The organism is Bradyrhizobium sp. 45, assembly GCF_023073155.1.
Classification (GTDB): domain Bacteria; phylum Pseudomonadota; class Alphaproteobacteria; order Rhizobiales; family Xanthobacteraceae; genus Bradyrhizobium; species Bradyrhizobium canariense_D.
Window position 1 is genome coordinate 113,297 of record NZ_JADPIX010000155.1, and the last position, 26,133, is coordinate 139,429.

At 64.1% G+C, this 26,133-nt stretch carries 19 protein-coding genes; 7 read left to right on the forward strand and 12 right to left on the reverse strand.

Going from position 1 to position 26,133, the window contains the following annotated elements; genetic code table 11:
- Position 1: 1 nt before the first annotated feature.
- The 5 genes from IVB42_RS40880 to IVB42_RS40900 form a co-directional block, all read right to left on the reverse strand.
- Positions 2 to 1,183, reverse strand: a complete 1,182-nt coding sequence (locus IVB42_RS40880; RefSeq protein WP_018454694.1) for an ABC transporter permease — start codon at positions 1,181 to 1,183, stop codon at positions 2 to 4.
- Positions 1,183 to 2,292, reverse strand: coding sequence for a microcin C ABC transporter permease YejB (locus IVB42_RS40885; protein ID WP_247399507.1), 1,110 nt, complete (start codon positions 2,290 to 2,292; stop codon positions 1,183 to 1,185). The genes IVB42_RS40880 and IVB42_RS40885 overlap by 1 nt, the downstream gene beginning before the upstream one ends.
- Positions 2,289 to 4,169, reverse strand: coding sequence for an extracellular solute-binding protein (locus IVB42_RS40890; RefSeq protein WP_018454696.1), 1,881 nt, complete (start codon positions 4,167 to 4,169; stop codon positions 2,289 to 2,291). The genes IVB42_RS40885 and IVB42_RS40890 overlap by 4 nt, the downstream gene beginning before the upstream one ends.
- A gap of 14 nt (positions 4,170 to 4,183) precedes the next feature.
- The gene (locus IVB42_RS40895; RefSeq protein WP_026232797.1) at positions 4,184 to 6,085 is read right to left on the reverse strand and encodes an extracellular solute-binding protein; all 1,902 of its coding nucleotides are present in this window, start codon (positions 6,083 to 6,085) and stop codon (positions 4,184 to 4,186) included.
- Between the two features lie 209 nt (positions 6,086 to 6,294).
- The gene (locus tag IVB42_RS40900) at positions 6,295 to 6,849 is read right to left on the reverse strand and encodes a cytochrome c family protein (RefSeq protein WP_018454698.1); all 555 of its coding nucleotides are present in this window, start codon (positions 6,847 to 6,849) and stop codon (positions 6,295 to 6,297) included.
- Between the two features lie 219 nt (positions 6,850 to 7,068).
- On the opposite strand from IVB42_RS40900, the gene IVB42_RS40905 reads away from it, so the two are divergent.
- Together IVB42_RS40905 and IVB42_RS40910 are read left to right on the forward strand one after the other, a co-directional pair.
- Complete coding sequence (locus IVB42_RS40905) at positions 7,069 to 7,809, forward strand: 3-deoxy-manno-octulosonate cytidylyltransferase (RefSeq protein WP_018454699.1); 741 nt, start codon at positions 7,069 to 7,071, stop codon at positions 7,807 to 7,809.
- Between the two features lie 21 nt (positions 7,810 to 7,830).
- The gene (locus IVB42_RS40910) at positions 7,831 to 8,676 is read left to right on the forward strand and encodes a prephenate dehydratase (RefSeq protein ID WP_018454700.1); all 846 of its coding nucleotides are present in this window, start codon (positions 7,831 to 7,833) and stop codon (positions 8,674 to 8,676) included.
- Between the two features lie 45 nt (positions 8,677 to 8,721).
- Here IVB42_RS40910 and IVB42_RS40915 read toward each other — a convergent pair whose 3' ends face one another.
- Positions 8,722 to 9,735 carry an LLM class flavin-dependent oxidoreductase gene (locus IVB42_RS40915; protein WP_018454701.1) on the reverse strand — a complete coding sequence of 338 codons (1,014 nt, stop codon included), beginning with the start codon at positions 9,733 to 9,735 and terminating at the stop codon, positions 8,722 to 8,724.
- Positions 9,736 to 10,134: 399 nt separating this feature from the next.
- On the opposite strand from IVB42_RS40915, the gene metF reads away from it, so the two are divergent.
- The 3 genes from metF to IVB42_RS40930 all read left to right on the forward strand — a co-directional run bounded on the left by metF (position 10,135) and on the right by IVB42_RS40930 (position 16,380).
- Positions 10,135 to 11,055 (forward strand): methylenetetrahydrofolate reductase [NAD(P)H], encoded by a 921-nt coding sequence (metF, locus tag IVB42_RS40920; RefSeq protein WP_204513271.1) that lies wholly within the window; start codon positions 10,135 to 10,137, stop codon positions 11,053 to 11,055.
- 6 nt (positions 11,056 to 11,061) lie between these two features.
- Positions 11,062 to 14,925, forward strand: coding sequence for a methionine synthase (gene metH / locus IVB42_RS40925; protein ID WP_204513270.1), 3,864 nt, complete (start codon positions 11,062 to 11,064; stop codon positions 14,923 to 14,925).
- A gap of 471 nt (positions 14,926 to 15,396) precedes the next feature.
- Positions 15,397 to 16,380 (forward strand): DUF3592 domain-containing protein, encoded by a 984-nt coding sequence (locus tag IVB42_RS40930; RefSeq protein WP_247472159.1) that lies wholly within the window; start codon positions 15,397 to 15,399, stop codon positions 16,378 to 16,380.
- A gap of 6 nt (positions 16,381 to 16,386) precedes the next feature.
- Here the strand turns inward: IVB42_RS40930 and IVB42_RS40935 are convergent, their stop codons facing one another.
- Positions 16,387 to 17,016 (reverse strand): glutathione S-transferase family protein, encoded by a 630-nt coding sequence (locus IVB42_RS40935; protein ID WP_018454705.1) that lies wholly within the window; start codon positions 17,014 to 17,016, stop codon positions 16,387 to 16,389.
- Positions 17,017 to 17,173: 157 nt separating this feature from the next.
- Here IVB42_RS40935 and IVB42_RS40940 point away from each other — a divergent pair, with 157 nt between their 5' ends.
- Both IVB42_RS40940 and IVB42_RS40945 read left to right on the forward strand, forming a co-directional pair.
- Entirely contained in the window at positions 17,174 to 18,121 is a 948-nt protein-coding gene (locus IVB42_RS40940) for a threonine/serine dehydratase (protein ID WP_204513269.1), read from the forward strand.
- Positions 18,122 to 18,175: 54 nt separating this feature from the next.
- Positions 18,176 to 18,754, forward strand: coding sequence for a hypothetical protein (locus IVB42_RS40945; protein WP_018454706.1), 579 nt, complete (start codon positions 18,176 to 18,178; stop codon positions 18,752 to 18,754).
- A 151-nt stretch (positions 18,755 to 18,905) separates the two neighbouring features.
- Here the strand turns inward: IVB42_RS40945 and IVB42_RS40950 are convergent, their stop codons facing one another.
- The 5 genes from IVB42_RS40950 to pimD all read right to left on the reverse strand — a co-directional run bounded on the left by IVB42_RS40950 (position 18,906) and on the right by pimD (position 26,013).
- The gene (locus IVB42_RS40950) at positions 18,906 to 19,499 is read right to left on the reverse strand and encodes a GNAT family N-acetyltransferase (RefSeq protein ID WP_018454707.1); all 594 of its coding nucleotides are present in this window, start codon (positions 19,497 to 19,499) and stop codon (positions 18,906 to 18,908) included.
- Between the two features lie 94 nt (positions 19,500 to 19,593).
- Positions 19,594 to 22,041: a penicillin acylase family protein gene (locus IVB42_RS40955; RefSeq protein WP_018454708.1), complete on the reverse strand. Its 2,448-nt coding sequence runs from the start codon at positions 22,039 to 22,041 to the stop codon at positions 19,594 to 19,596.
- A 46-nt stretch (positions 22,042 to 22,087) separates the two neighbouring features.
- Positions 22,088 to 23,590: a glycerol kinase GlpK gene (gene glpK / locus IVB42_RS40960; RefSeq protein ID WP_018454709.1), complete on the reverse strand. Its 1,503-nt coding sequence runs from the start codon at positions 23,588 to 23,590 to the stop codon at positions 22,088 to 22,090.
- A gap of 356 nt (positions 23,591 to 23,946) precedes the next feature.
- The gene (locus tag IVB42_RS40965; RefSeq protein ID WP_085351716.1) at positions 23,947 to 24,720 is read right to left on the reverse strand and encodes a glucose 1-dehydrogenase; all 774 of its coding nucleotides are present in this window, start codon (positions 24,718 to 24,720) and stop codon (positions 23,947 to 23,949) included.
- Between the two features lie 150 nt (positions 24,721 to 24,870).
- A complete protein-coding gene (gene pimD / locus IVB42_RS40970) occupies positions 24,871 to 26,013 on the reverse strand; it encodes a pimeloyl-CoA dehydrogenase small subunit (protein WP_018454711.1) in 1,143 nt (380 codons plus the stop codon).
- Positions 26,014 to 26,133: the final 120 nt, after the last annotated feature.

The window sequence follows — 26,133 nt, forward strand, 5'->3', positions numbered from 1 at the left end:
CTTACCTGAACGTCTTGCGCGGATCGAATGCGTCGCGCACGGCCTCGCCGATGAAGATCAAAAGCGACAGCATGATCGCGACCGAGAAGAAGCCGGAAAAACCGAGCCACGGCGCCTGCACGTTGGACTTGCCCTGCGACAGCAACTCGCCGAGCGACGGCGAGCCGGGCGGCAGTCCGAACCCCAGGAAATCGAGCGCCGTCAGCGTCATCACCGAACTCGACACGATGAACGGCAGGAACGTCATGGTCGCGACCATCGCGTTCGGCAACAGATGCCGGAACATGATGACCTTGTTCGACACGCCGAGCGCCCGCGCCGCCTGGATATACTCGAAATTGCGCCCGCGCAGGAATTCCGCGCGCACGAGTCCGACCAGCGACACCCAGGAAAATAACAACAGGATGCCGAGAAGCACGAAGAAGCCGGGCACCAGCACCGACGACAAGATCAGCAGCAGATAGAGCGAAGGGATCGCAGTCCATATCTCGATGAAACGCTGGAACAACAGGTCGATCCAGCCGCCGAAATAGCCCTGCACCGCGCCGGCCGCGATGCCGACGATGGAGGAGACGATGGTCAGGCAGAGGCCGAACAGCACTGAGATGCGGAAGCCGTAGATCAGCCGCGCCACCACGTCGCGGCCCTGATCGTCGGTGCCGAGCCAGTTGTATTCGAGATCGCGGCAGCTCTTGAGGCCTTTCTTCTCGACGACGGGCTTGCACTGCGCTTCCGTCAACATCCAGGTCGGCCGCGACGGCGCCGGCGTCGGCAGATCGAGATTGTGGGTGTCGTAGGAATAGCGGATCAGCGGCCAGACGATGCTGCCGCCCTTGTCCCTGATCAGCTTCTGCAAATAGGGATCGCGATAGTCGGCCGCGGTTTCGAAGTCGCCGCCGAAAGTGGTTTCCGAATAGGTGACGACGGACGGCCAATAAAGGTGGCCGTCATATTTGATCAGGAACGGCCGATCATTGGCGATCAGCTCGGCGAACAGCGACACCACAAATAGGATCAGGAAGATCCAGAACGACCAATAGCCGCGCCGGTTCGCCTTGAAATTCTGCCAGCGGCGCCTGTTGAGCGGCGACGGCACGAACGGTTTGCGAGTGATCGGCACGGCACTGCCGAGCGGCGACTTCGCAGTGGTTTCGATCGGCGTGGTGGGGGCGGCCAGCGTCATCAGACCTCCCGCGCCTCGAAATCGATTCGTGGATCGATCCACATATAGGTCAGGTCAGAGATCAGGTTGATCACGAGGCCGACGAGCGAAAAGATGAAGAGCGTGCCGAACACCACGGGGTAGTCGCGATTGAGAACGCTCTCGAAACTGAGCAGTCCCAGTCCGTCCAGCGAGAAGATGGTCTCGATCAGAAGCGAGCCCGAGAAGAAGGCGTGAATGAAGGTCGAGGGAAAGCCGGCGATGACGATCAGCATCGCGTTGCGGAAAACGTGACCGTAAAGCACCCGATTCTCGCTGCAGCCCTTCGCGCGCGCGGTCATCACGTATTGCTTGCGGATCTCGTCCAGAAACGAGTTCTTGGTCAGGAACGTCATGGTGGTGAACGCACCGAGCCCCATGGCGATCAGCGGCAGCGTCAAATGCCAGAAGTAATCGAAGATCTTCCAATACCACGGAAACTGCGACCAGCCGTCTGACGTCAGTCCGCGCAGCGGGAACCAGTTGAAGAACGAACCGCCGGCAAACAGGATGATCAGGAGGATCGCGAATAGAAAGCCGGGAATCGCGTAGCCAAGTACGAGCACGCTCGACGTCCAGGTGTCGAAGCGCGTCCCGTCCCTGACCGCCTTGCGGATGCCGAGCGGAATCGAGATCAGGTAGGTCAGCAGCGTCAGCCAGATGCCGAGCGAGATCGAGACCGGCAACTTCTCCTTGACGAGCTGCAGGACGCTGACGTCGCGAAAATAGCTCTTGCCGAAATCGAAGCGGGCGAAATTCCAGACCATCAGCGCGAAGCGCTCCGGCGCCGGCTTGTCGAAGCCGAACTGCACTTCCAGCTTCTTGATGAAATCGGGATCGAGGCCTTGCGCGCCGCGATACTTCGAGTTGATGGCGTCGCCGCCGGCTCCCAACTGCCCCGGGGCGCGCTGCGCAAAGTCGCCGCCGCCCGAAATGCGCGAGGTCCCGCCGGTGTCCGCGCCCGAGAGCTGCGCGATCACGCGCTCGACCGGGCCGCCCGGCGCGAACTGCACGACGATGAAGGAGACGAAGAGGATCCCGAGCAAGGTCGGGATCATCAGCAGGATGCGGCGGGCGATGTAGGCGCTCATGGCTGCTTCGCCTGCTCGAGCCTGGCGGCCTTGCCGCCATCGTACCACCAGATGTCGGGAGCGCCGACGCCGTTGGCATAACGCGGCGGCTTCTGCGGATGACCGAATTGGTCCCAATAAGCAAGCCGGTGCGTCTTGTTGAACCAGTGCGGCACCCAATAACGGCCGGCGCGGAACAGGCGATCGAAGGCGCGGCAGGCGACGGTCAATTCCTCGCGGCTGTCGGCCGCCATGATCTTCTCGATCATGGCATCGATGGCCGGATTGGCGACGCCCGCAAGATTGTACGAGCCCTTCGTTGCCGCGACCTGCGACGAGAAGAACGAGCGCATGGCGTCGCCCGGCGTTGCCGACATGCTGAAGCGCTGGGTCGTCATATCGAAGTCGAAATCTTCCTGGCGTACCTTGTATTGCACGGCGTCGACGAGGCGCACGCTCGCTTCGATGCCAAGCGTCGCGAGATTCTTGATGTAGGGCCCATGGTGCGGCTGGAACGAAGGCTCGTCCAACAGAAATTCGATCCTGAAGATCTCGCCGTTCGGCAGCATCCTCTTGCCGTCCTTGATCGGCAGGCCGGCCTCGCTCAGCAATCGCTGCGCCCTGCGCAACAGGCTGCGATCCTGCCCGGAGCCGTCGGAGACGGGCGGCGTGAACGGTGCGGCGAACACCTCGTCCGGAACCTGGCCGCGAAACGGCTCCAGCAGCTTCAGCTCTTCCGGCGGCGGAGGCCCATCGCTCGCCATGAGGTCCGAGTTCTGAAATGGCGATACCGTGCGGGCATAAGCACCGTACATGATGGTCTTGTTGGTCCACTCGAAGTCGAAGGCGTCGATCAGTGCCTCACGCACGCGAGGATCCCTGAATTTTTCGCGCCGCGTGTTGATGAACCATCCTTGCGCGCCGGACGGCGTGTCGTCGGGCACGACCTCCATCTTGACGCGACCCTCCTTGACCGCGGGGAAGTCATAGCGGGTCGCCCAGATACGAGCGGTGAACTCTTCGCGGTAGAGATAGTTCTTGCCGGTGAAACCTTCAAAAGCGACATCGCGGTCGCGGTAGAATTCGTAGCGCACGACGTCGAAATTGTAGCTGCCACGACAGGGGGGCAGGTCGGCAGCCCACCAATCCTTGACGCGTTCGTATTCGATGTAGCGGTTGACCTCGAACTTGCCGACCTTGTACGGGCCCGAGCCCAACGGGATATCGAGCGATGTTTCGTCGAAAGCGCGAGAGGCATAATATGCTTTCGAGAAGATCGGCAGACTCGCCACATAGAGCGGCACGTCACGCGCGCGTCCCTTGGCAAAGGTGACGACCAGCGTCGCATCGTCAACGGCTTCCGCGCTGACCATGTCGCGCATCTGCACGATGATCAGCGGATGCCCCTTGGCCTTCAGCGACGTCAGCGAAAACGCCGCGTCGTGAGCGGTAAGCTTGGTGCCGTCATGGAATTTCGCCTCTGGCCGCATGGTGAAGCGATAGACCAGCCTGTCTGCCGATATATTTACAGACTTGGCGGCAAGCCCGTACATCCCGTCCGGTTCGTCATTGGCTCGCACCATCAGCGGCGCAAAAGTCATGTCCATGCCCTGCGCGCCATCGCCTTTGAGGATGAAGGCATTGAGCGAGTTGAAGGTCTGGTAGGACTGGTTGTACGCGCGCACCGACGGGATAAGCGAGAAGGTGCCGCCCTTCGGCGCGTCGACATTGACGTAGTCGAAGTGATGGAAGTCGGCGGGATATTTGAGGTCGCCGAAGGCCGACATGCCGTGGGCCTCTGCAGGCATCTCGGACGCTGTCGCGCCCCGGAGCCAGGCGGCGCTGAACGCGCCACCGGCACCCAAGGCCAGCACATGCCGGCGTGAAAGCTGCGCCATGCGAGAAATGCCCTTCACGACTTCTTTGCGATCCGCGCCGCCTTGTCCGCGTCGTACCACCAAATGAACGGGAAGCCGGACTGACCGTATTTGGGTAATTCCGCCGGCCGGCCGAACCGATCCCAGCGCGCGGTGCGCACCTTCGTATAAGTCCACTGCGGTACGACGTAGTGATTCCACAGCAGCACGCGGTCGAGTGCCTTGGTTGCCGCGACGAGATCGTCGCGACCCTTGGCGTAGATCACCCGCTCGATCAGCTTGTCGACCGCCGGATTCTTGATGCCGGTGATGTTGCGTGAACCGGCGATGTCAGCCGTCTTCGAGGACCAGAATTCGCGCTGCTCGTTACCCGGCGACTGCGACTCGCCCCAGGAGTTAGTGACGATGTCGAAATCCCACTCGCGCGTCCTGTTCTCGTACTGAGTGGGATCCACCGTCCGCACGCTGACAGCAATGCCGAGCCGTTCCAGCGACGGCTTGTAGAACAGCGTGATCCGCTCGAAGCTTGGATCCGAGTTCAGCAATTCAAGGGAGAACTGGGCGCCCGTCTTGACGTCGATCAGCTTGCGCTCGCGCACCTCGTAGCCAGCTTCCTTGAACAGGCGCAGCGCCTCGCGCAGATTGTCGCGAACGGCTTCCGGACTGCCGCCGACCGGGTTGGTGTAGGCCGTGGTGAAGACTTCGGGCGGGACCTCGGCGCGGACTGTCTCGAGGATCTCGAGCTCCTTGCCCTGCGGCAACCCGGTCGCCATCAGCTCATCGATGCCGTCGAAATAACTGCTGATGCGCTTGTACTGGCCGTAGAAGATCTGCTTGTTCATCTCCTCAAAGTCGAACGCGTAATTGAGCGCGCGTCGCACGCGCGGATCCTTAAACTTGGCGCGGCGCAGGTTCGGCACGAAGGCCTGCATGACGCCCGAGCTGCGATTGGCGAACTCCTCGAGGATCACGCGTTTTTCGGTGACGGCCGGGAAATCGTAGGCTGTCGCCCAGTTCTTCGCGCTGTTCTCGGTGCGCCAATCGACCTGATCGGCCTTGAATGCCTCAATCGCCACGGTGGCGTCGCGGAAATACTCATAGCGCAGCTCGTCGAAATTATTGCGGCCCACATTGGCGGCGAGGTCGCGCCCCCAATAATCCTTGACGCGCTCCAGCGCGATCGACCGCCCGGCAACGAATTCCTTGACCCGATAGGGGCCGGAACCTAGAGGCACTTCAAGCGTGGTGGCGGAGACATCGCGCTTGCGGCCCTGCGCATCCGTGCCCTCCCACCAATGCTTCGGCAGGACCGTGAGCTGCCCGACGATCTGCGGCAGTTCGCGGTTGCCCGGCGCGTCGAACACGAATTTTACCTCGCGCTCGCCGACCTTCTCGGCTTTCGTCACATGGCTGTAATAGGCCGAGTACTGCGGGTGGTGCTTCTTGAAGGAATCGAGCGAGAAGATCACGTCATCCGCGGTTACCGGCTTGCCGTCGTGCCATTTGGCTTGCGGCCGCAAGCGGTAAGTCACGAAGGAGAAATCATCCGGATGGCTGACGGCCTCGGCCAGCGCGCCGTACTCGGTCGAGACTTCGTCAAGCGAGGCCGTCGTGAGGGATTCGTAGATGAACGCCACGGCACCGGCGACTTGCCCCTTCACACCGGAGACGACGATGTTGAAATTGTCGAATGTGCCGACGGCGATCTGGCGCGCGACGCCGCCCTTGGGCGCTTCCGGATTGACGTAGTCGAAGCGCTTGAAATCCGCCGGGTATTTGATCTGTCCGAACAGCGACAGCGCGTGCCGCCAGGTGGGCTCGTTGGCGGATTGCGCGTGTGCCACGCCGACGCCGGAAAGGCCCCCTACGGAACCAAGGGCGGGGAGCGTTGCGGCAGCAGTGCCGGTGAGCAGGAGATCGCGTCGGGTAAGGGCCAAATCAACATTCCTGTCTTGAAGGAGGCTACTCCTTTAAGTTCCCAATATAGGCGAGGTTTCGACGGAATATGTTGCTTTTTCCTCATCTTGGAGGGCCAGCTGGCCGATCGCTGCGGCCAAACGCCCCGATAACAACGCCGCGAGGCCCGGATAAGCAAACGGCCAGGCTTTTCAGCCTGGCCGCGTACTAAGATCGAAGTCGATAGGCCTTACTTCGCCGCGGTCGGCAGCGGCTTCGGGCTGTCGGAGAGACTGTTCAGGTAAGCGATCACGTCGGCACGCTCGCTATCCTTCGGGATGCCAGCAAAGCCCATCGCGGTGCCCGGGACAGCTGCCTTGGGATTGGCGATGAACTTGTTGAGCGCATCGAAGTCCCAGGTGCCGCCCTTGGCCTTCATCGCGGCCGAGAAGTTGAAGCCGCCGCGGCCCTCGCCAACATGGTCGCCGACGACGCCATAGAGGTTCGGACCGACACGGTTCGGGCCGCCCTTCTCGAAGGTGTGGCAAGCGCCGCACTTCTTGGCAGCGGCGGCGCCCTTCTCGACCGAGGCGGTCTGGAGCAGCTTTTCGATCGGCTCGGCAGCCGCGGCGGCAGCGCCGCCTTCCTTGCCGTGGCCGGCGTCTTCCTTCACGGCGATCTCGAAGCCCGGCTTCTCCGGCATCTTGGGCGAGAACAGCGCACTGGCGGTGAAGCTCGTCACCAGCAGAAGGAGACAGGTGCCGAGCACGGCACCGAGAATCTTGTTCAGTTCGAAAGAGTCCATTTCCGGCCAGGCCCCACACCGCAAGAAGGATCGAGCGGCCCAGTGCGGCCGCCAGGACGAGCCTCGGAGAATCAACGTTCCTTACTGTTTCCCCGAGTTTTGCCATTGAGATATCGGTTTGCCCGGGGTCTGGCAACCCGTATAAGCGAGCGGGCTTCACCCCCGTCCCCACCCCATTTCCCGGCGCGGAAAACGCCCCGTTTCCAGGCCCTTGAACCGATGATCGATCCCCGCATCCTGGTGCTGATTCCGGCCCGCATGGCCGCCACCCGCCTGCCCGGCAAGCCGCTAGCCGATATCGCGGGGCAGCCGATGATCGTGCACGTGATGCGCCGTGCCGAAGCGGCCGGGATAGGCCGGGTCGCGGTCGCAACCGACACCGCGGAGATCGCATCCGTCGTGACCGCCCATGGTGGCGAGGCCGTGATGACCCGCCCGGAGCATCCGTCCGGCTCCGACCGCATCCACGAGGCCATGCAGAAGCTCGATCCGGACGGCAAAGCCGAGATCGTGGTCAATCTGCAGGGCGATTTCCCGACCATCACGATCGACAACATCCGCGAGGTGTTGCCGCCGCTGCAAGACCCCGCCGTGGATATCGCAACGCTGGCGTCGCAGATCCACACCGAGGAGGAGGACCTCGCGCCGAGCGTCGTGAAGGCGATCGGAACCTCGCTCGGCGGCAGACGCATGCGCGCACTTTATTTCACCCGCGCAACCGCGCCGACCGGCGACGGACCGCGCTACCACCATATCGGTCTCTATGCCTATCGCCGTGCCGCGCTGGAGCGCTACGTCCGGCTTCCGCCGTCGCCGCTGGAATTGCAGGAGAAGCTCGAGCAGCTCCGGGCGCTCGAGGCCGGAATGCGCATCGACTTCACCATTGTCGATACCGTGCCCCGCGGGGTCGACACGCCGGCGGACCTGGAAACCGCCCGCAGCATCCTTTCCAAATCCTGAGCCGCTGTTACAAGGCCGAGCATGAGCAAGCTGAAAATCGCATTCCAGGGCGAGCCTGGGGCCAATTCGCACATCGCCATCGTCGAGGCCTATCCCGACGCCGAGCCGATGCCCTGCGCCACCTTCGAGGACGCCTTGTCGGCGATCTCGTCGGGCGAAGCCGATCTCGGCATGATTCCGATCGAGAATTCGGTCGCAGGCCGCGTCGCCGACATCCATCATTTGCTGCCGGCCTCCGGCCTCTTCATCATCGGCGAATGGTTTCTGCCGGTCCGGCATCAGCTGATGGCGGTGAAGGGGACCAGGCTCGAGGACATCAAGAGCGTCGAGAGCCACGTGCACGCGCTCGGCCAATGCCGGCGCATCATTCGCAAGCTTGGCATCAAGCCAATCGTGCACGCCGACACCGCCGGCAGCGCCCGCGACATTTCCGAGCGTAACGACAAGTCCGTCGCCGCGATCGCCTCGCGCCTCGCCGCGCAGATCTACGGCCTCGACATCCTCGCGGAGGACATCGAGGACGAGGCCCACAACACCACGCGCTTCGTGGTGCTCGCGCGCGAACCGAAATGGGCCGCACAGGGCTCCGGTCCGTTGGTCACGACTTTTGTGTTCCGGGTGCGCAATTTGCCCGCCGCGCTCTACAAGGCGCTCGGTGGCTTTGCCACCAACGGCGTCAACATGACCAAGCTCGAGAGCTATATGGTCGACGGCAATTTCTTCGCCACGCAGTTTTATGCCGACGTCGACGGCCACCCCGCGGACAAGGGCCTCGCTTTCGCGATCGAGGAGCTGAAATTCTTCTCACGCGAATTCCGCATCGTTGGCGTGTATCCGGGGCACCCGTTCCGCGCGACGATGGAATAGATTCGTGTCCCGGACGCGCGAAGCGCGAGCCGGAGCACCAGAGCCTTATCCGACCGCCTTAAGCCCGAACGCCTCCGCCAGCAGCGAATATGATTTCTTTCGTGCCTCGTGATCGTACACGGCGGTAATCACCATCAACTCGTCCGGCTTGCTCGCATCGATCAACGGCTGCAGCGTCTTCTGCACGGTTGCCCGGCTGCCGACGAACAGACGGGAACGGTTGCGCCGCATCGAGGCGCGCTCCGAGTCGGTATAGGGATAGGCCAGCGCCTCTTCGACGCTCGGCAACGGAAGATACTGGCCGCGGTCCCGGCGCAGGCGGTTGAGGTCGAAAGACGCGGCGAGCTTTTCGGCTTCGTCATCCGTGTCGGCCGCAATGACGGCGACCGCGAGGATCGCGCGCGGGCTCGCACTCCAGGCCGAGGGCTGAAAACGATTGCGATAATGCACCATCGCATCGATCGCATCGTGGGACGCAAAATGATGGGCGAATGCGAACCCCATGCCGATTTGCGCGGCGAGCTCCGACGAATAATCGCTGGAGCCGAGCAGCCAGATCGGCGGCAACGGCGTATCGTCGGGCATCGCAACGACGTTGTGATAGGGATGGCCCGAGGGGAATTCCCGGGTCTGCCACAGGATCAATTCGTGCAGCCGCTCGAGGAAATCGTCGCCTTCGCGACGGTCGAGCCGGCTGCGCAGCGCATAGGCCGTGGCGCCGTCGGTGCCAGGGGCGCGGCCGAGGCCGAGATCGATGCGGCCCGGAAACAGCGCCTCCAGCATCTTGAAGCGCTCGGCCACGACCAGCGGCGCGTGATTGGGCAGCATCACGCCACCGGAGCCGACGCGGATGTGCTTGGTCACCGCCGCGATCTGCCCGATCATCACGTCGGGCGCCGGGCTCGCGACGGAGGCGAGGTTGTGATGCTCGGCGAGCCAATAGCGGACATAGCCGAGCCCATCGACATGGCGCGCCAGGTCGATGCTGTTGCGCAGCGCCGCGGCGGGCTTTGTGCCGGTGGTGACGACGGAGAGGTCGAGGACTGAGAGCGGGATCATGGCGCGCTAACGTAGTGGAGGGCAGCGCGGCGGCAATGGGAGGGCGCGCAGATCTGACGTGCAGGCCAGGGCCCGCGCGCTCCGGACCCGCGCCGCGGCGTTGGGACAATGATCAATCTGGCAACATGACTTTCATATTGCCCACTCAATATATTGCGCCAGTTAATCCGCAAGTTCTCCCTACTTGGCTGGTATATTTATCTTTTTATACCAAACCGAGCTTCCCACTTCGATTCTAAATCACCGAATATTTTATGCCAACACCGCCAAAGTGGGCCACTTCCCATTACCGATGGGCTGTCGGATGCGGCCGCTTTGGCTTATCTTGGCCTTTCGCAATCTAGACCTGACCGCCGGCCGCCAACGACCCGGCGCGCCCTTGGAGAGTGAGTGGTGCCCATGACTGACGCGACAATGCCTGCCCACACCGGCGGGCAAGACGGGTACCTGAAGCGGCCTGCGATTTCCTTCGAGTTCTTTCCGCCCAAGACCGAAGATATGGAGCGCAATCTCTGGGACACCATCAACCGGCTGGCCCCGCTCGACCCGAAATTCGTCTCGGTGACCTATGGCGCCGGCGGCTCGACCCGTGAGCGGACCCACGCGACCATCTCGCGCATCCTGAAAGAAACCGCGCTGCTGCCGGCCGCGCATCTGACCTGCGTCGGCGCCTCCCGCGGGGAGATCGACGAGATCGTCGACCGCTATCACGAGGTCGGCGTCCGCCACATCGTCGGCCTGCGCGGCGATCCCCCGGGCGGCATTGGCACGGCCTATTCTAGCCATCCCGATGGCTACCAGAGCTCCGCCGACCTCGTCGCCGGCATCAAGAAGCGGCACGGCGATATCGAGGTGTCGGTCTCGGCGTACCCTGAGAAGCATCCCGAGGCGCGCGACTTCGACGATGACATCGACACGCTGCAGGCCAAGGTCGATGCAGGTGCGACCCGCGCGATCACGCAGGTGTTCTTCGATAACGACCTCTATTTCCGCTATCTCGACCGCGTGCGCGCGCGCGGGATCAACATCCCGATCGTGCCGGGCATCATGCCCATGCATAATTTCAAGCAGGCTCGCAATTTCGTCACCCGCGCCGGCACCTCCGTGCCGGACTGGTTCGCCGCGAAATTCGAGGGGCTCGACGAAGACGCCGAGACCCGCAAGCTGGTGGCGGCGACCGTCGCGGCCGGCCAGGTGCAGAAGCTGGCCAAGCACGGCGTCGACACCTTCCATTTCTACACCATGAACCGCGCCGATCTCGTGTTCGCGATCAGCCATTTGCTCGGCATCCGCGCCAAGAGCGCGCAGAAGGCGGCTTAAGACACCATGACCGTATCCACCTCTCCCAAGCGAACCGCCCTGCTCAACGCCGCGCGCGAGCGCATTCTCGTGCTCGACGGCGCCATGGGCACGATGATCCAGAATCTCCAGTTCGACGAGGCCGCCTTCCGCGGCGAGCGATTCAAGAACTTCCATCGCGATTTGCGCGGCAACAACGACCTCTTGATCCTGACCCAACCGCAGGCGATCGAGGACATCCACGCCGCTTACTTGCGCGCCGGCGCCGACATCGTCGCGACCAACACCTTCTCCACGACCTCGATTGCCCAAGCCGATTACGATCTCGCCGACATCGTCTACGAGATGGCGCGAGAAGGCGCCCGCCTCGCCGGCAACGCCGCACGCCGCGTCGAGGCCGAGGACGGCAAGCCGCGCTTCGTCGCCGGCGCCATCGGACCGACCAACCGCACCGCCTCGATCTCGCCCGACGTGTCCAATCCCGGCTACCGCGCCGTCACGTTCGACGACCTGCGCAAATCCTATGGCGAGCAGATCAACGGCATGCTCGACGGCGGCGTCGATCTGCTGCTGGTCGAGACCATCTTCGACACGCTGAACGCCAAGGCGGCGCTGTACGCGATCGCCGAGATCACGGAAGAACGTGGCATCGACATGCCCGTGATGGTGTCGGGCACCATCACCGACAAGTCCGGCCGCCTGCTGTCCGGCCAGTTGCCGGAAGCGTTCTGGCATTCGGTCCAGCACGCCAAGCCCGTCACCATCGGCTTCAACTGCGCGCTCGGCGCGGAAGATCTGCGCGCGCATATCGCCGATATCGGCCGCGTCGCCGACACGCTTGTTTGCGCCTATCCCAATGCCGGCCTGCCCAACGAGTTCGGCCAGTATGACGAGACCCCGGAATACATGGCCCGCCTGGTCGGCGAGTTCGCGCGCGATGGCCTCGTCAACATCGTCGGCGGTTGCTGCGGCACCACGCCGGACCATATCGCGGCGATTGCGGCTGCGGTCGCGCCGCACAAGCCGCGCATCGTGCCGGAGATCGAACCTCGCTTGCGGCTCTCCGGCCTCGAGCCGTTCATCCTGACCGACGCCATTCCCTTCGTGAACGTCGGCGAGCGCACCAACGTCACCGGCTCCGCCCGCTTCCGCAAGCTGGTCACCGCCGGCGACTACACCGCCGCGCTGCAGGTCGCGCGCGACCAGGTCGAGAACGGCGCGCAGATCATCGACGTCAACATGGACGAGGGTCTTCTGGACTCGGAAGCCGCGATGGTGACCTTCCTCAACCTTGTCGCCGCCGAGCCCGACATTGCCCGCGTCCCCGTAATGGTCGACAGCTCGAAATTCTCCGTGATCGAGGCCGGCCTGAAATGCGTGCAGGGCAAGCCGGTCGTCAACTCGATCTCGATGAAGGAAGGCGAGGACAAATTCATTCACGAGGCCAAGATCGCCCGCCGTCACGGCGCGGCCGTCGTGGTGATGGCGTTCGACGAGGTCGGCCAGGCCGACACGTTCGCCCGCAAGACCGAGATCTGCAAGCGCGCCTACGACATCCTGGTGAACCGCGTCGGCTTCCCGCCGGAAGACATCATCTTCGATCCCAATATTTTCGCGATCGCAACCGGCATCGAGGAGCACAACAATTACGGCGTCGACTTCATCGAGGCGACGCGCTGGATCCGCAAGAATCTGCCGGGCGCGCACATTTCTGGTGGTGTGTCCAATTTGTCGTTCTCGTTCCGCGGCAACGAGCCGGTGCGCGAGGCCATGCACTCGGTGTTCCTGTATCACGCCATCAAGGCCGGCATGGACATGGGCATCGTCAATGCCGGGCAGATGATCGTCTATGACGATATCGATCCCGAATTGCGCCAGGTGTGCGAGGACGTCATCCTCAACCGCGACCCCGGTGCGTCCGAGCGTCTGCTGGCGCTTGCGGAAAGATTCCGCGGCAACAAGACTCAGACCAAGGAAGCCGATCTCGCCTGGCGCGAATGGCCGGTGGCGAAGCGGCTGTCACATTCGCTGGTGCACGGCATCACCGAATTCATCGAGCAGGATACCGAAGAGGCCCGCAAGGCCTCGACGCGGCCACTCGACGTGATCGAGGGACCGCTGATGGCCGGCATGAACGTGGTCGGCGATCTCTTCGGCGACGGCAAGATGTTCCTGCCGCAGGTGGTGAAGTCGGCCCGCGTGATGAAGCAGGCTGTCGCCTGGCTGATGCCGTTCATGGAGGAGGAGAAGGCGCGCAATCTCGCCAACGGCATCGGCACGGAAGGCTCCTCGTCCGCCGGCAAGATCGTGCTCGCGACCGTCAAGGGCGACGTCCACGACATCGGCAAGAACATCGTTGGCATCGTGCTCCAGTGCAACAATTACGAGGTCATCGACCTCGGCGTGATGGTGCCCGCGGCCAAGATCGTCGATACGGTGAAGGCGGAGAAGGCCGACATCGTCGGGCTGTCCGGCCTGATCACACCCTCGCTCGACGAGATGGCGTTCTTCGCCGCAGAATTGCAGCGCGAAGGCCTCAAGCTGCCGCTCTTGATCGGCGGCGCCACCACGAGCCGCGTGCATACGGCGGTGAAGATCGACCCGAGCTATCGCGCAGGCCCCGTGGTGCATGTCAACGACGCCAGCCGCGCCGTCGGTGTTGCGTCGGCGCTGCTGTCGCCCGAGAGGCGCGAGGCCTATGCCGCGGAGGTGCGCGCCGAATACGCAAAGATCTCGGACGCCCATATGCGCGCCCAGGCCGACAAGAAGCGGCTGAAGCTGGCGACCGCCCGCGCCAACCGCGTGCCGGTCGACTTCACCGCGAACAAGCCGGTGAAGCCGACCTTCCTCGGCACCCGAAGCTTTGACGACTACGATCTCGCCGAGCTGGTGCCCTATATCGACTGGACCCCGTTCTTCCAGACCTGGGAGCTCGCCGGACGCTTCCCCGCCATCCTCGACGACGCCAAGGTCGGCGAAGTTGCGCGCTCGCTCTACGGCGACGCGCGCAAGATGCTCGACCTGATCGTCAAGGAGAAATGGTTCCGCGCGCGCGCCACCGTCGGCTTCTGGCCGGCCAATGCGCAGGGCGACGACATCGTGCTCTATGCCGACGAGAGCCGGACCAGGACGATCGCGACGCTGCACACGCTGCGCCAGCAGCTCGAGAAGCGCGAGGGCCGTTTCAACGCCGCGCTGTCCGACTTCGTCGCGCCCGCCACAACCGGCGTGCCCGACTATGTCGGCGGCTTCGTCGTCACCGCCGGCATCGGCGAGGATGTGGTCGCTGACCGTTTCAAGATGGCCAATGACGACTATTCCTCGATCCTGTGCAAGGCGCTGGCCGACCGCCTGGCCGAAGCGTTCGCCGAGCGCATGCATGCCCGCGTCCGCCGCGAATTCTGGGCCTATGCGCCGGACGAGACGCTCTCCCCCGACGAGTTGATCCTCGAAAAGTATCAGGGCATCCGTCCCGCCCCCGGCTATCCCGCGCAACCCGATCACACCGAGAAGGCCACGCTGTTCGAGCTGCTCGATGCCGAGAACACCGCCGGCGTGAAGCTGACCGAGAGCTATGCGATGTGGCCGGGCTCCTCCGTGTCGGGGCTCTATCTCGCCAATCCAGAGAGCTATTATTTCGGAGTCGGCAAGATCGAGCGCGATCAGGTCGAGGATTATGCTGCGCGCAAGGGCATGAGCGTCGCCGAGACCGAGCGCTGGCTCGCGCCGATTCTGAACTACATCCCGACGCGAGAGGGTGGGAGCGACAAGGCGGCGTTCACGGCAACGCCGGCGAACGACGAGACGTCGAAGGAGCTTGCGTCGCATCCGCCGGGCTGCACCTGCGCGGTGCACCTGGTCTGGCAGAAGAAGCGCGCGGGCGCGGGTTAGGCGCCCTCCAAACAGAAAACGAGAAATCAACCCCATGCACAGTAGGCATGGGGTTGAAAAAGCTCGATAATTTTTGCGGTGTCACCGAATAATTTTTCGATATTACCGAAATTGCTTGCGGCGTCGGGCAAAACACCTGTAACATTCCATCATCGCCGACCGTGCCCGTTTGATACTCCCTCGCCAGTCGCCATCACGGCGCGTGCCACACGTTCGCTGTCGTCCTGGCGAAAGCCATCCATACCGGGTGATCCATTGGTGGCCATCGCAGGCAATACCGAACGACCAATCTTCGCCAAATGACCCGCTGGGGCAATGGGTCGTGGCTTTCGCCAGGACGACATTGGTGAAGCAATGCCTGGCATGTGCTGGGGCAACGCACAGCATCGAACGCAAAGCGCGTTTGCCGCGACCAATGGCGGTCGTCGCCGAAGCGCAGGGGAATCGGATGCTGAACGCCCAACAATTGATGTGGACACAGATTGCCGCCGGCATCGCCGTGCTGCTGTTTGGATTGACGCTGTTCAATCTGATCCGCATGCGGGGCCGGATGGTGGCGGCGCGGAGCTGGGACAAGGTGGAGGGCATCATCACGGTCTCCCGGTCGACCAGCCGACGGCGCATTCCTCGGACGATCGGAACGACGCCAAGCCCATCATCCGCTATCGATATCAGGCCGGCGGCCAGGAGCTGGAAGGCGACAAGATCTTTGTCGGCGGCACCGTCATCACGACGAGGGTCCTGGCCGCAAAACTGACCGGACGCTATCCGGTCGGCGCCCATGTCGAGGTCCATGTCGATCCGAAGCAACCGACAGAGGCGCTGCTGGAGCCTGCCGCCGCGCAGAACGTCGCGGCCCTGGTGGCGTTCACAATGGTGTTCGGCGTCATCGCCGCCACCCTGACCGCGCATTCGTTCGCGGGCCACGTGCTCTACGCCGACAAGGGCGTCCCGCTGTTCGCGTTCGCGGTGCCGATCATCGTGCTCGTGGGCGGGGTGTTCCTCGCCGCCGATTATGTCCGGACGCGCCGGCTGGCGAGCGCCAGCCTGCGCTGGCCGACCGCGTCGGGCAGGGTCACCCATTGCGACGTGATCGAGGAAATCATCGAAGAGAAGACCGAGCACGACAATCGACCGACGACTTCAAAGCTCGTCCACCGCTATCAGATCGACCTGCGCTACGCCTACAGGGTCGGCAAGCGCGACTTCATCGGCACCGAAGTCGATTGGAACGGCACCATGATCTCCGGCCTGCGCGAGGCCGCCGAAGAGGCCGCGGCGAAATATCGGCCTGGGAAGAGCGTCCAGGTCTATTACGATCCGGACCAGCCCGGACAAGCCGTGCTGGAGCCTGCAAGCCGGGGAGGCGCGCTGGGGCCGCTGATCGGTGCCGCGGTCTGCGCGGTTGTCGGCGGCCTCTTCCTGACGATCCTGATCAAGGTCGGGTTCGCATAGCGGCGATCACCCCTTCGGCGGTGCCAGGGGCTGCACAATCTCCTTGAACGGCGCCAGCGCCTCGCACGCGTCGGCATGCGCCGACAGCGCCGGATAGCGCGATGGCTCGAACAACTGCGGATGGGCCTCGCGGGTGAAGCGGACGACGCAGGCGACCACAATATCGGCGTGGCCGATGCGCTCGCCCAGCCAGTACGGCGTGGTCACCTTGGCGCGCTCGGCCTCCAGCGCTTTCAGCACGTCCGCGATCTGCGCCTGGCAGCGCTCGACCCATAGCGTAAGCTGCTCCTTCCGCAGCACGCGTTCGTAGAGCAGGCTCACGGCCTTGTCGCCGAGGCCGGACGCGAGCGCGCAGATGCGCAAGTGATGCCGGCGCTCGGCGCCGGAGCGCGGCAGCATCGCCTTCTCCGGCCCGGCGAGCTCGTCGAGATAATCGAGGATGAACGTGCTCTCGATCAGCGCCTCGCCGTTGTCGAGCACCAGCGTCGGCACGCGGCGCAGCGGATTATAGGGCGCGATCTTGTCGGCGTCGCCGAAGGTCGACCACGGCCTGTGCTCGAAGGCGAGGCCGTAAAGCCGCAGCGCAATCGCGACGCGGCGGACGAAGGGGGAATCATATTGGCCGATCAGGAACATGGTTTTGCGCTCTTCTCTGGCTTTTGGACGAGGCAGGGCCGATCAGTTTCCACGGCAAGGCCGCAGTGGCGCAAGCAAAATCATGGAAGTGGAGCATTGCGCTGCATGCAACGGCGCCGCGACAGCGGCTGCCGGATGCGTTATCAAGGACGGCATCATGACAGCAACAATGGACATCAATCGGGAGCGGATCGCGGCGACCGAGGCCGTCATCCGTCCGCACATACGGCGCACGCCGCTCGTTGAGGCCGATCTCGCCGATTTTGGCCTGCCGGCTTCTCCCGTCACGTTCAAGCTCGAGATGCTGCAGCATTCCGGATCGTTCAAGGCGCGGGGTGCCTTCGCCAATCTGCTGTTGCGCCGGCTGCCGGAAGCCGGTGTCGTCGCCGCATCGGGCGGCAATCACGGCGCGGCGGTGGCGTATGCGGCGCAGCGGCTCGGCATCCCGGCCACGATTTTCGTGCCCGACATCACCTCGCCGGCCAAAGCCGAGCGTATCAGAGGCTATGGCGCGAAACTCGTGATTGCGGGCAGCCGCTATGCCGACGCGCTCGCCGCAAGCGAAACCCATGTCGCGCAGACCGGCGCCATGGCGGTGCATGCCTACGACCAGGTCGAGACCTTGCTCGGTCAGGGCAGTGTCGGAATGGAGCTGGAGCAGGATGCACCGGGCATTGACACGGTGCTGGTTGCAGTCGGCGGCGGCGGCCTGATCGGTGGCATGGCAGCCTGGAGCGCCGGCAGGACGCGCATCGTGGCGGTCGAGCCCGAGCAATCGCCGACGCTTCACGCCGCCTTCGCGGCAGGCGCGCCGATCGATGCGCCGGCGGGCGGCATCGCCGCCGATAGTCTCGCCCCGCGACGTGTCGGACAATTGATGTTTCCGATTGCGCGGGCCCATGTCGAGCGGGTCGTCCTGGTCGCCGACGACGCGATCAAGCAGGCGCAGTCGGCCTTGTGGTCGAGCCTGCGCCTGGTGGCCGAGCCCGGCGGCGCCGCCGCATTTGCCGCCTTGCTCTCCGGTCGCTATCGCCCCTCACCCGGCGAGCGGGTCGCGGTGCTGCTTTGCGGTGCAAACACCACGGCGGTGAATTTCAACAGCTAGCGAGCTTCGCATGATCGGGTATCGCGGACTCATCGCCGCACGGAGCAGAGCGATTTGACTGCTGACCAGCCTCCCTCACTCACTCTCCTAGGCGCCTACTCCTTCAGCGCTGATAATGCTGCCTATGCCCGTTTCATCCGGGAATTGATCGACTCACACGATCCCCCCAATTTCAGCGAAGAGGTGAACGCTCTGCTGCGGAAAGCCGGCAGGGGCGATGAAATAGTGCCTCTGACTGGTGAGGACCGGCGGAAATTGGAAGACAATCTACGAGGTTACATGGATGACGCTGTAATTCTCGAGGTGCTCGTGGCGAATCCGGACGCGCGGTTCAATCCTCATGATTTTACCCAAATCGATCCGTCCAACCCGGAAGGCCACGCAGAGATGGCGTGGAACGAAACGTTCCTGACCGCGGATGGCGAGACGGTGATCGAGACCGACTACAAGCAAAGACTGCCCGCGGCGAAACAGTATCGCGTGGTGTTCGTCATCCATCGTTGGGAGCCTAGCCTCCCACTGCTCTCCAGCTACGGAGAGCTGTATGCTCCGCCCGTGCAGCCATTGACCGAGCGATTACGGCGTCTCGCTCCCTATGATCTTCCGGAACCGAGTGTTGGCGTGATCCGGTGATCCCGCCACGCGTAGCCCCAATGAAACGCGACGACAGCGCCACACTCCGTCATTGCGAGCGCAGCGAAGCAACCAGTATCTCCCACGGAACCAGACTGGATTGCTTCGTCGCAAGGGCTCCTCGCAATGACGGCGGAGAGGCAGCTGCTACCTATTCGATGATCGGCACATGCTTTGCCGCGGACCGCGGCGCCGTGCCATCGAGCCGCGGGTCGTCGGCGATCTCGATCTGGCGGCGGAACGGACGGAAGCCCGAGCGCTGGTAGAATGCGACGGCGGACGGATGGTCGAACGTGCAGGTGTGCACCCAGACGCGGGACAGGTCGCGTGACCATGCGAGCTCAAGCGCGCGGTTCATCATAAAGCGGGCGGCACCGCTGCCGATCAGTTTTGCGGTGACACCGAAATACACCAGCTCGCATTGGCCGGCCTCGCGAAAGTCCAGCTCCAGCAGGCCCTCATCGTGGCCGTCCACGACAAGCGCATATACCTCGACGCCCGGTGCATGGATGATTGCGGCGAGCTCGCCGTCGTTCATGCGCGCCCGCGAAAACCACAGCCACTCCTCGCCGACGCGGCGATGGAGGTCGCGATACCAATGAAGCGCGGGAGTATCGACCTTGCGCAGGGTCCATGCGCCAAGAGGATTGTCACGCAGCGGCGGACGCGCTGTCATCTCGAGATGCGTGACGACGGCAGCGATCTTGCTGGCGGGAATGTCGGAATAGCCGTCGGGGAGGATCATGGGATGCGTCCCTTAGAAGCTGAACGCCGGCAACACATTCCGGGTCGTCCTGGCGAAAGCCTGGACGACGGCGGGATTTCTGGATACGCCTCATTCACCGCGGCGTCAGCGTGATCGCCTCCGCCGTTGCAGCCTCGACCGCGGCGCGGCTGTAGAGCAGCGGCACATACTGGCCGGTCGCCCAGAGCGGCGCGAGGTCGCGATAATGGCCGCTGAAGGGATCGCCCGACTGGCCCGGTGTGTTGATGGTGCGGCTCGCATCCCAATTGCCGACGTCGAGCACCATGCGGAACGATGCGCCAGCGAACAGCTGATAATCGGTGCGGCGATAGGTGGCCGCGCGCGGCACGTTGGCGGCGCCGCCGTAGGCCAGCGGACCGACCGAGAGCTGAGCGGCCGTCGCCTTGTCGGCCAGCGGCATCAGAGCATGGTCGAATTTTGCGACGTGCAGGCGGCCCCAGCGCCAGGTTGAGGAATCGGCCCCGAGCTTGGCTGTGACATCGGCCACCGCGGCGCCGAGGCTGTCGCGCAGGATCTGGTCGCGCGCGGTGGCGGGATCGGAGCCAAACGACGCGTCCGGAGATTCCAGAAAGGCGACAAGCGCCGAAATGCTGGACGCCTCCGGCGCGATCAGGTCGGCAGCCTTGGGCGCCGTGGTCTTCAGCAGTACCGGTCCAAGATGATTGGAGATCCAGACCTCGAACACCGCAGCAGCGGCATTGTCGGCGGCATCACGGGCGTCCCAAGGCTTGAGCAGTTCGAGGCCCTTCTTCACGTTGGCATCGTCCGAAGTGAGCGGCTGCAACAGCTTGACCAGCCGCCGGCCCAGCATCGTGGTGTCGTCGTTCTGCAGATCCATGGCATCGGCCAGCGTCACCTTGCTGTTGGCCTTCAGGACCTCGGTGATGCGCTGCCAGCGCGCACTGTCCGCCCATTCGAAGCCGACCTTGCGCTCGCTGACGGGATAATCCGCCGGCAGGTTCATCTGGTTGGCGGTGGCGAGAAAGCCCTGCTTGGGCTGATAGGTCTTGGGCAGTTCGTCGAGCGAGAGAAAACCCTGCCATTCGTAGCGGCCGTCGCCGGGCACCGGCATCAGGCCATCATAGTTGGCGCGCCGCGGCGTCTTGCCGGCGGCGACCCAGCCGATATTGCCCTTGGTGTCCGCATAGACCTGATTCTCCGACGGCGCGCCCCAGCGCCGCATGGCGCCGAGGAATCCGTTCCAGTCCTTCGCGGTCATGTAGTCGGAGGAGCCGAAATAGGCCGAGGTGCCGGGCTCGAACCAGATCGAGCGGACGGCGAAGGCCCGCTTGTTGGCGTCGTCGACGTAGATCACCGGACCATGCCGGGTGAATTTCAGCTCGAGATCGCGATCGCTCTCGCCTTTCACCTGCTCTTTCTCGTGGACGATGCGCATGTCCTCCCAGCCAGCGCCATAGCGGTACTGGTTGGGATTCTGCGGATTGAGCTCGTAGATGTAGAGGTCTTCCTGGTCGACGTTGAAGATGGTGAGACCGAAGGCGATGGTGCCGTTGTGGCCGATGGAGATGCCGGGCAGCGCGGGCTCGCCCGCGCCGATCACGGAGAGGCCGGGCGCATTGAGGCCGACGATGTAGCGCAGCGAGGGCACGCTGTGCTCGCGATGCGGATCGTTGGCGAGGATCGGACGCCCAGTCGCGGTCCGTGACGCCGCGATCACCCAATTGTTGGAGCCGATGGTGTCGCGTTGCAGGTCGGCCTCGGTGAGGTACTTGTCGGGATCGTGCGCGAGTGCGGCCTGGCGATCTTTCGGCGCGGCAAAGGCGACCGGGCGCGTCGCCAGATCGTAGGGCGCCAGCACCGCCTTCGGCACGCTGCAGGGATCGAGACCATCTGGAATTTTCGTCGTCCACGCCGGCTCGAGCTTGACGCGAAACCGATCGGCATCGAGGCCTGCCGCGCAGGCGACCAAGGAGCGCTTGACCTCGGAGGCGACATTGCGCGTCAGGCCGTGGCTGCGGATGCGGACGATGTCATCCGCCGTCCACGCATCCGGCATCGTGCCGGCGATCCTGAACTCGATCGGCAGCGGGCGCTTGCCCGCGCGCACATCGGCGACGTAGGCGTTGACCCCGGCGACGAATGCCTCCGCATAGGTCTTCCCCTTGGGGCCGTAAGCCGCCCATTCCGCATTCATATCGCCGCGATAAAGAAAGAGACGCAGCGCCTTGTCCTGTTCGGCATAGGCCGGGCCGAAATCCTTGGCCAGCAGACCAAGCCCTCGCTTGCGCCAAAGATCGATCTGCCAGAGCCGGTCGCGCGCGGCGTTAAAGCCTTGCAGGAAGAACAGGTCGTGCTCATTGCCGGCATAGATGTGGGGGATACCCCAGACATCGACCAGAATCTGCGCGGGAGCATCGAGACCGGCGACGTCGGTCTTGACCTGCCGCGCGCTGCCGAGCGGGTCCGGCTTCTCACGCGCGAGGGAGGTCGAGGTGAGCAGCGCGGCGCAGATCGCGGCGCCGCAGAGCTTTTGGACGACCCGGTTGAAATCCGTGTTCATTGTCGTTTCTCCCGTTTGTTGTTGTTGGGCGCGTCGTGCGCGCCCGTTATTCGCCCTCGTCGCTCGCGAGCACGCCCTTCACCGCCCTCGTCCATCCCGCAAGCTTCCGCTCGCGCGTCGCCTGGCTCATGTTGGGCTTGAAGCGGTGCTCCAGCCGCCAGTTATCGGCGAATTTGGTCGGCTCGGGATAGACGCCGGCCTCGAGGCCGGCAAGATAGGCGGCGCCAAGTGCCGTCGTCTCCTGGATCACGGGGCGATCGACCGGCGCATCGAGCAGGTCGGCGAGGCGCTGCATGGTCCAGTCGGATGCGGTCATGCCGCCATCGACGCGGAGCACGACGCTTGCCACCTCCGAGCTCGGCCAGTCGGCGCGCATTGCGGCCCAGAGATCAAAGGTCTGGTAGCAGACGCTTTCCAGGGCGGCGTGGGCAAGCTCGGCCGGGCCGGTGTTGCGGGTGAGGCCGAACAGGGCGCCGCGCACGCGCGGATTCCAGTACGGCGCGCCCATGCCGACGAAGGCCGGGACGAGATAGACGCTCTGCATGGAGTCCGACTGATCGGCGAGAGGTCCGGTCTCGGCGGCATGCTTGATGATGCCGAGGCCGTCGCGCAGCCACTGCACTGCCGAACCTGCGACGAAGATCGAGCCTTCGAGCGCATAGGTGCGCTTGCCCCCGAGCTGGTAGGCGATGGTGGTGAGCAGCTTGTTCTTCGAGGCCACGGGCGTGGTGCCGGTGTTGAGCAGGGCGAAGCAGCCGGTGCCGTAAGTCGATTTCATCATCCCCGGACGGAAGCAGGCCTGGCCGATGGTCGCGGCCTGCTGGTCGCCGGCGATGCCGCAGATCGCAATGGCGCCGCCGAACAAATCCGGCGTGCTCTCGCCGAAACGGGCGGAGGAATCCTTCACCTCGGGCAGCATCGAGCGCGGCACGCCGATGATCTCCAAGAGCTCGTCGTCCCACTGGCCGGTGTGGATGTTGAACAGCAGCGTGCGCGAGGCGTTGGTGGCGTCGGTGGCGTGGACCTTGCCGCCGGTGAGACGCCAAAGCAGATAGCAATCGACGGTGCCGAACATCAATTCGCCGCGCGCGGCGCGCGCCCGTGCGCCGGGGACGTGGTCGAGAATCCAGGCGACCTTGGTGCCGGAGAAATAGGGGTCGATGATCAGGCCGGTCTTCTGCGAGATCACGGGCTCGCGGCCGTCGGCTTTCAGCTTGGCGCAGATGTCGGCGGTGCGGCGGTCCTGCCAGACGATGGCGCGGTGCACGGCCTGCCCGGTGGCGCGGTCCCACACCACGGTGGTCTCGCGCTGGTTGGTGATGCCGATCGCGGCGATGTCCTTTGCGCCGATGCCGGCCTGCGCGATCGCGTCGCGGCAGACCGTCACGGTCGAGGTCCAGATGTCCTCGGGCTCGTGCTCGACCCAACCCGAGGCAGGGAAATGCTGCGGAAACTCGGCCTGCGCCTTCGCCGCAATGGAAATGTCGCCGCGAAACACGATCGCGCGCGAGGAGGTGGTGCCCTGGTCGATGGCGAGGACGAAAGACATGGAAGCAAACCTTGGGGTTTCTTTGGCGTTTTCCCGGCGTTGTCCGGTGAGGGGCTATTGTGTTTCGCCAAAGGGAGCGGATTAGGGCGGGAAGGTCAAGACGGCTGTCCTCCCACCCTCCCCTGGAGGGCAGGGTGGGCTCGCATGCAGCGAAGCGGAACGCGAACCGGGGCGGGGTGACAGACTATCCGCGAACTTGATGAGCAGCAGCCGTCTCGTCGACGCAAGCGATACCGCCTTTGCGGCTTCACCCCACCCCGCCTCGCGTTGCGCTCTGGGCAACACGAAGCGACCCTCCCCCTCTAGCGGAGGAAAAGTGAAGCGCGCCCGGCGTACAATTGCAAGTAGAGCAGAAGTTACGGCGCCGCCGTGGTCACGCCGCCGTCGATGACGATCGTTTGTCCCGTCATGAAGCTCGACGCGTCGGAGGCGAGGTAGGCCACTGCGCCTGCGATTTCGTCGGGTTCGCCGATACGGCGGAGCGGCGTGGTGGCCGTGCGGCGTTTCAGATTCGCTTCGTCTTCCCACAGCGCGCGGGCGAAGTCGGTCTTGACGAGGCCGGGCGCGATGCAGTTGACGCGGACGCCTTTCGGGCCCCATTCGCCGGCGAGCGAACGACACAGCGCGAAGTCGGCGGCTTTCGAGATGCCGTAGGCGCCGATCACGGTCGAACCGCGCAAGCCCCCGATCGAGGAGATGATGACGACTGAGCCGTTGCCGCGGTCGGCCATCTGCGGGATCGCAAGCGCGGAGAGCCAGATGTTGCTCTTGACGTTGCTGCCCATGATCTTGTCGAAGGCCTCGTCGGTGATGTCGAGCAGCGGGCCGTAATACGGGTTGACCGCGGCGTTGCAGACGAGGATGTCGATCTTGCCGTAATGCTTGATCGTGCCCGCGATCAGCGCCTCGACCTCCTGCTTGCGCGCGATGTTGCAGGGGATGACGGTGGCCTCGCCGCCGGCCGCCTTGATGCCGTCGGCGACTGCCTTGCAGGCATCGGCCTTGCGCGAGGAGACCACCACTTTGGCGCCGAGCTTTGCGAGCAGCTCGGCGGAGGAGCGGCCGATGCCGCGGCTGGAGCCGGTGACCACGGCGACCTTGCCGGTGAGATCGAACGGGGTGTTCTTCATTGTTGTTGGGCTCCGTTGAGGCCACTTGTTCAGACGTCATCGCCCGGCTTACCCGGGCGATCCAGTATTCCAGAGACGGCGCGGCTAGAACCGAGAAGCCGCAGCGTACTGGATCCCCCGCCTGCGCGGGGGATGACAGCGACCTTGTAGCTAGATCAACCCGCCACCGTCCGCCACGCGGCGCTGGTGGTAGTCGGTGTCGCCGAACGAGTTCTCGATCATGGTCAGGCGCTTGAAGTAATGGCCGATCTTCGCCTCCATGGTCATGCCGATGCCGCCGTGGAGCTGGATCGCCTGCTGTCCCACGAACTTCAGCGACTTGCCGATCTGCACCTTGGCCGCGGCAATAGCGTTGCTGCGCTCCTTGGCGTCCTGGAAATCGCCCGCCATGGTCGCGAACATCGACATCGATCGCGCCTGCTCGGTGGCGACGAACATGTCAGAGGCGCGGTGCTGCAGCGACTGGAACGAGCCGATCGGCACCCCGAACTGCTTGCGCGTCTTGATGTACTCGACCGTGGTCTTGAGCGATTCGTCCATCAGGCCGACCGCTTCGGCGCAGAGCGCGATGCGAGCTTCGTCGACCACACGCTCGATCAGCGTGAGCGAATCGTCGGGATTGCCGAGCACGGCATCGGCACCGATTTCGACGCCGGTGAAGGTGATGTCGGCGGCGTGCAGGCCGTCCTGGGTCGGGTACGACTTCTTGGCGACGCCCTTGGCGTCGGCCGGCACCAGGAACACGCCGATGCCGCTCTTGTCGCGGCGCTCGCCCCTAGTGCGCGCGGTCACGATGAGGGTATCTGCATTCTCGCCGTTGAGCACGACGAACTTCTCGCCGTCGATGACCCAACCGTCGCCCTTCTTCTTCGCCGTCGTGGTGACGTCGAAGAGATCGTAGCGCGAGTTCTTCTCGAGCTGGGCAAAGGCGAGCGTCTTGCTGCCGTCTACGATGCCGGGCACATGCGCGGCCTTCTGCGCATCGCTGCCCGCATGGCGCAGGAAGCCGCCGCCGATCACGACGGTTGCGAGGTAAGGCTCGAGCACCAGTGCCTTGCCGAGCGCCTCCATCACGATCATGGTCTCGACGCCGCCGCCGCCGAAGCCGCCATCGGCCTCCGCGAAGGGCAGACCGAGCAGGCCCTGCTCGGCGAGCTTGCCCCAGACCGCTTTGCTCCAGCCGCCCTTCTCCTTCATGTACTTCTTGCGGCTCTCGAAATCGTAGGAATCGGTCAAGAGGCCGTCGATGCTTTCCTTGAGAAGCCGCTGCTCCTCGTTCAGATCAAAATCCATGTTCTTTGCTCTCCGGTATCGATTTCGTCATGCCCGGCCTTATGCCGGGCATCCACGTTCTTTCGTGGCGCTAGGCGTGGATGGCCGGGTCAGGCCCGGCCGTGACGGTGAGTGCGTGTT

Coding starts and splice junctions, on each gene's coding strand:
- pimD (WP_018454711.1), bottom strand. CDS start 26,013: ATGGATTTTGATCTGAACGAGGAGCAGCGGCTTCTCAAGGAAAGCATC.
- IVB42_RS40940 (WP_204513269.1), top strand. CDS start 17,174: ATGACAGCAACAATGGACATCAATCGGGAGCGGATCGCGGCGACCGAG.
- IVB42_RS40890 (WP_018454696.1), bottom strand. CDS start 4,169: ATGGCGCAGCTTTCACGCCGGCATGTGCTGGCCTTGGGTGCCGGTGGC.
- IVB42_RS40935 (WP_018454705.1), bottom strand. CDS start 17,016: ATGTTCCTGATCGGCCAATATGATTCCCCCTTCGTCCGCCGCGTCGCG.
- IVB42_RS40900 (WP_018454698.1), bottom strand. CDS start 6,849: ATGGACTCTTTCGAACTGAACAAGATTCTCGGTGCCGTGCTCGGCACC.
- metF (WP_204513271.1), top strand. CDS start 10,135: ATGACTGACGCGACAATGCCTGCCCACACCGGCGGGCAAGACGGGTAC.
- IVB42_RS40965 (WP_085351716.1), bottom strand. CDS start 24,720: ATGAAGAACACCCCGTTCGATCTCACCGGCAAGGTCGCCGTGGTCACC.
- IVB42_RS40955 (WP_018454708.1), bottom strand. CDS start 22,041: ATGAACACGGATTTCAACCGGGTCGTCCAAAAGCTCTGCGGCGCCGCG.
- metH (WP_204513270.1), top strand. CDS start 11,062: ATGACCGTATCCACCTCTCCCAAGCGAACCGCCCTGCTCAACGCCGCG.
- glpK (WP_018454709.1), bottom strand. CDS start 23,590: ATGTCTTTCGTCCTCGCCATCGACCAGGGCACCACCTCCTCGCGCGCG.
- IVB42_RS40915 (WP_018454701.1), bottom strand. CDS start 9,735: ATGATCCCGCTCTCAGTCCTCGACCTCTCCGTCGTCACCACCGGCACA.
- IVB42_RS40885 (WP_247399507.1), bottom strand. CDS start 2,292: ATGAGCGCCTACATCGCCCGCCGCATCCTGCTGATGATCCCGACCTTG.
- IVB42_RS40905 (WP_018454699.1), top strand. CDS start 7,069: ATGATCGATCCCCGCATCCTGGTGCTGATTCCGGCCCGCATGGCCGCC.
- IVB42_RS40880 (WP_018454694.1), bottom strand. CDS start 1,183: ATGACGCTGGCCGCCCCCACCACGCCGATCGAAACCACTGCGAAGTCG.
- IVB42_RS40950 (WP_018454707.1), bottom strand. CDS start 19,499: ATGATCCTCCCCGACGGCTATTCCGACATTCCCGCCAGCAAGATCGCT.
- IVB42_RS40910 (WP_018454700.1), top strand. CDS start 7,831: ATGAGCAAGCTGAAAATCGCATTCCAGGGCGAGCCTGGGGCCAATTCG.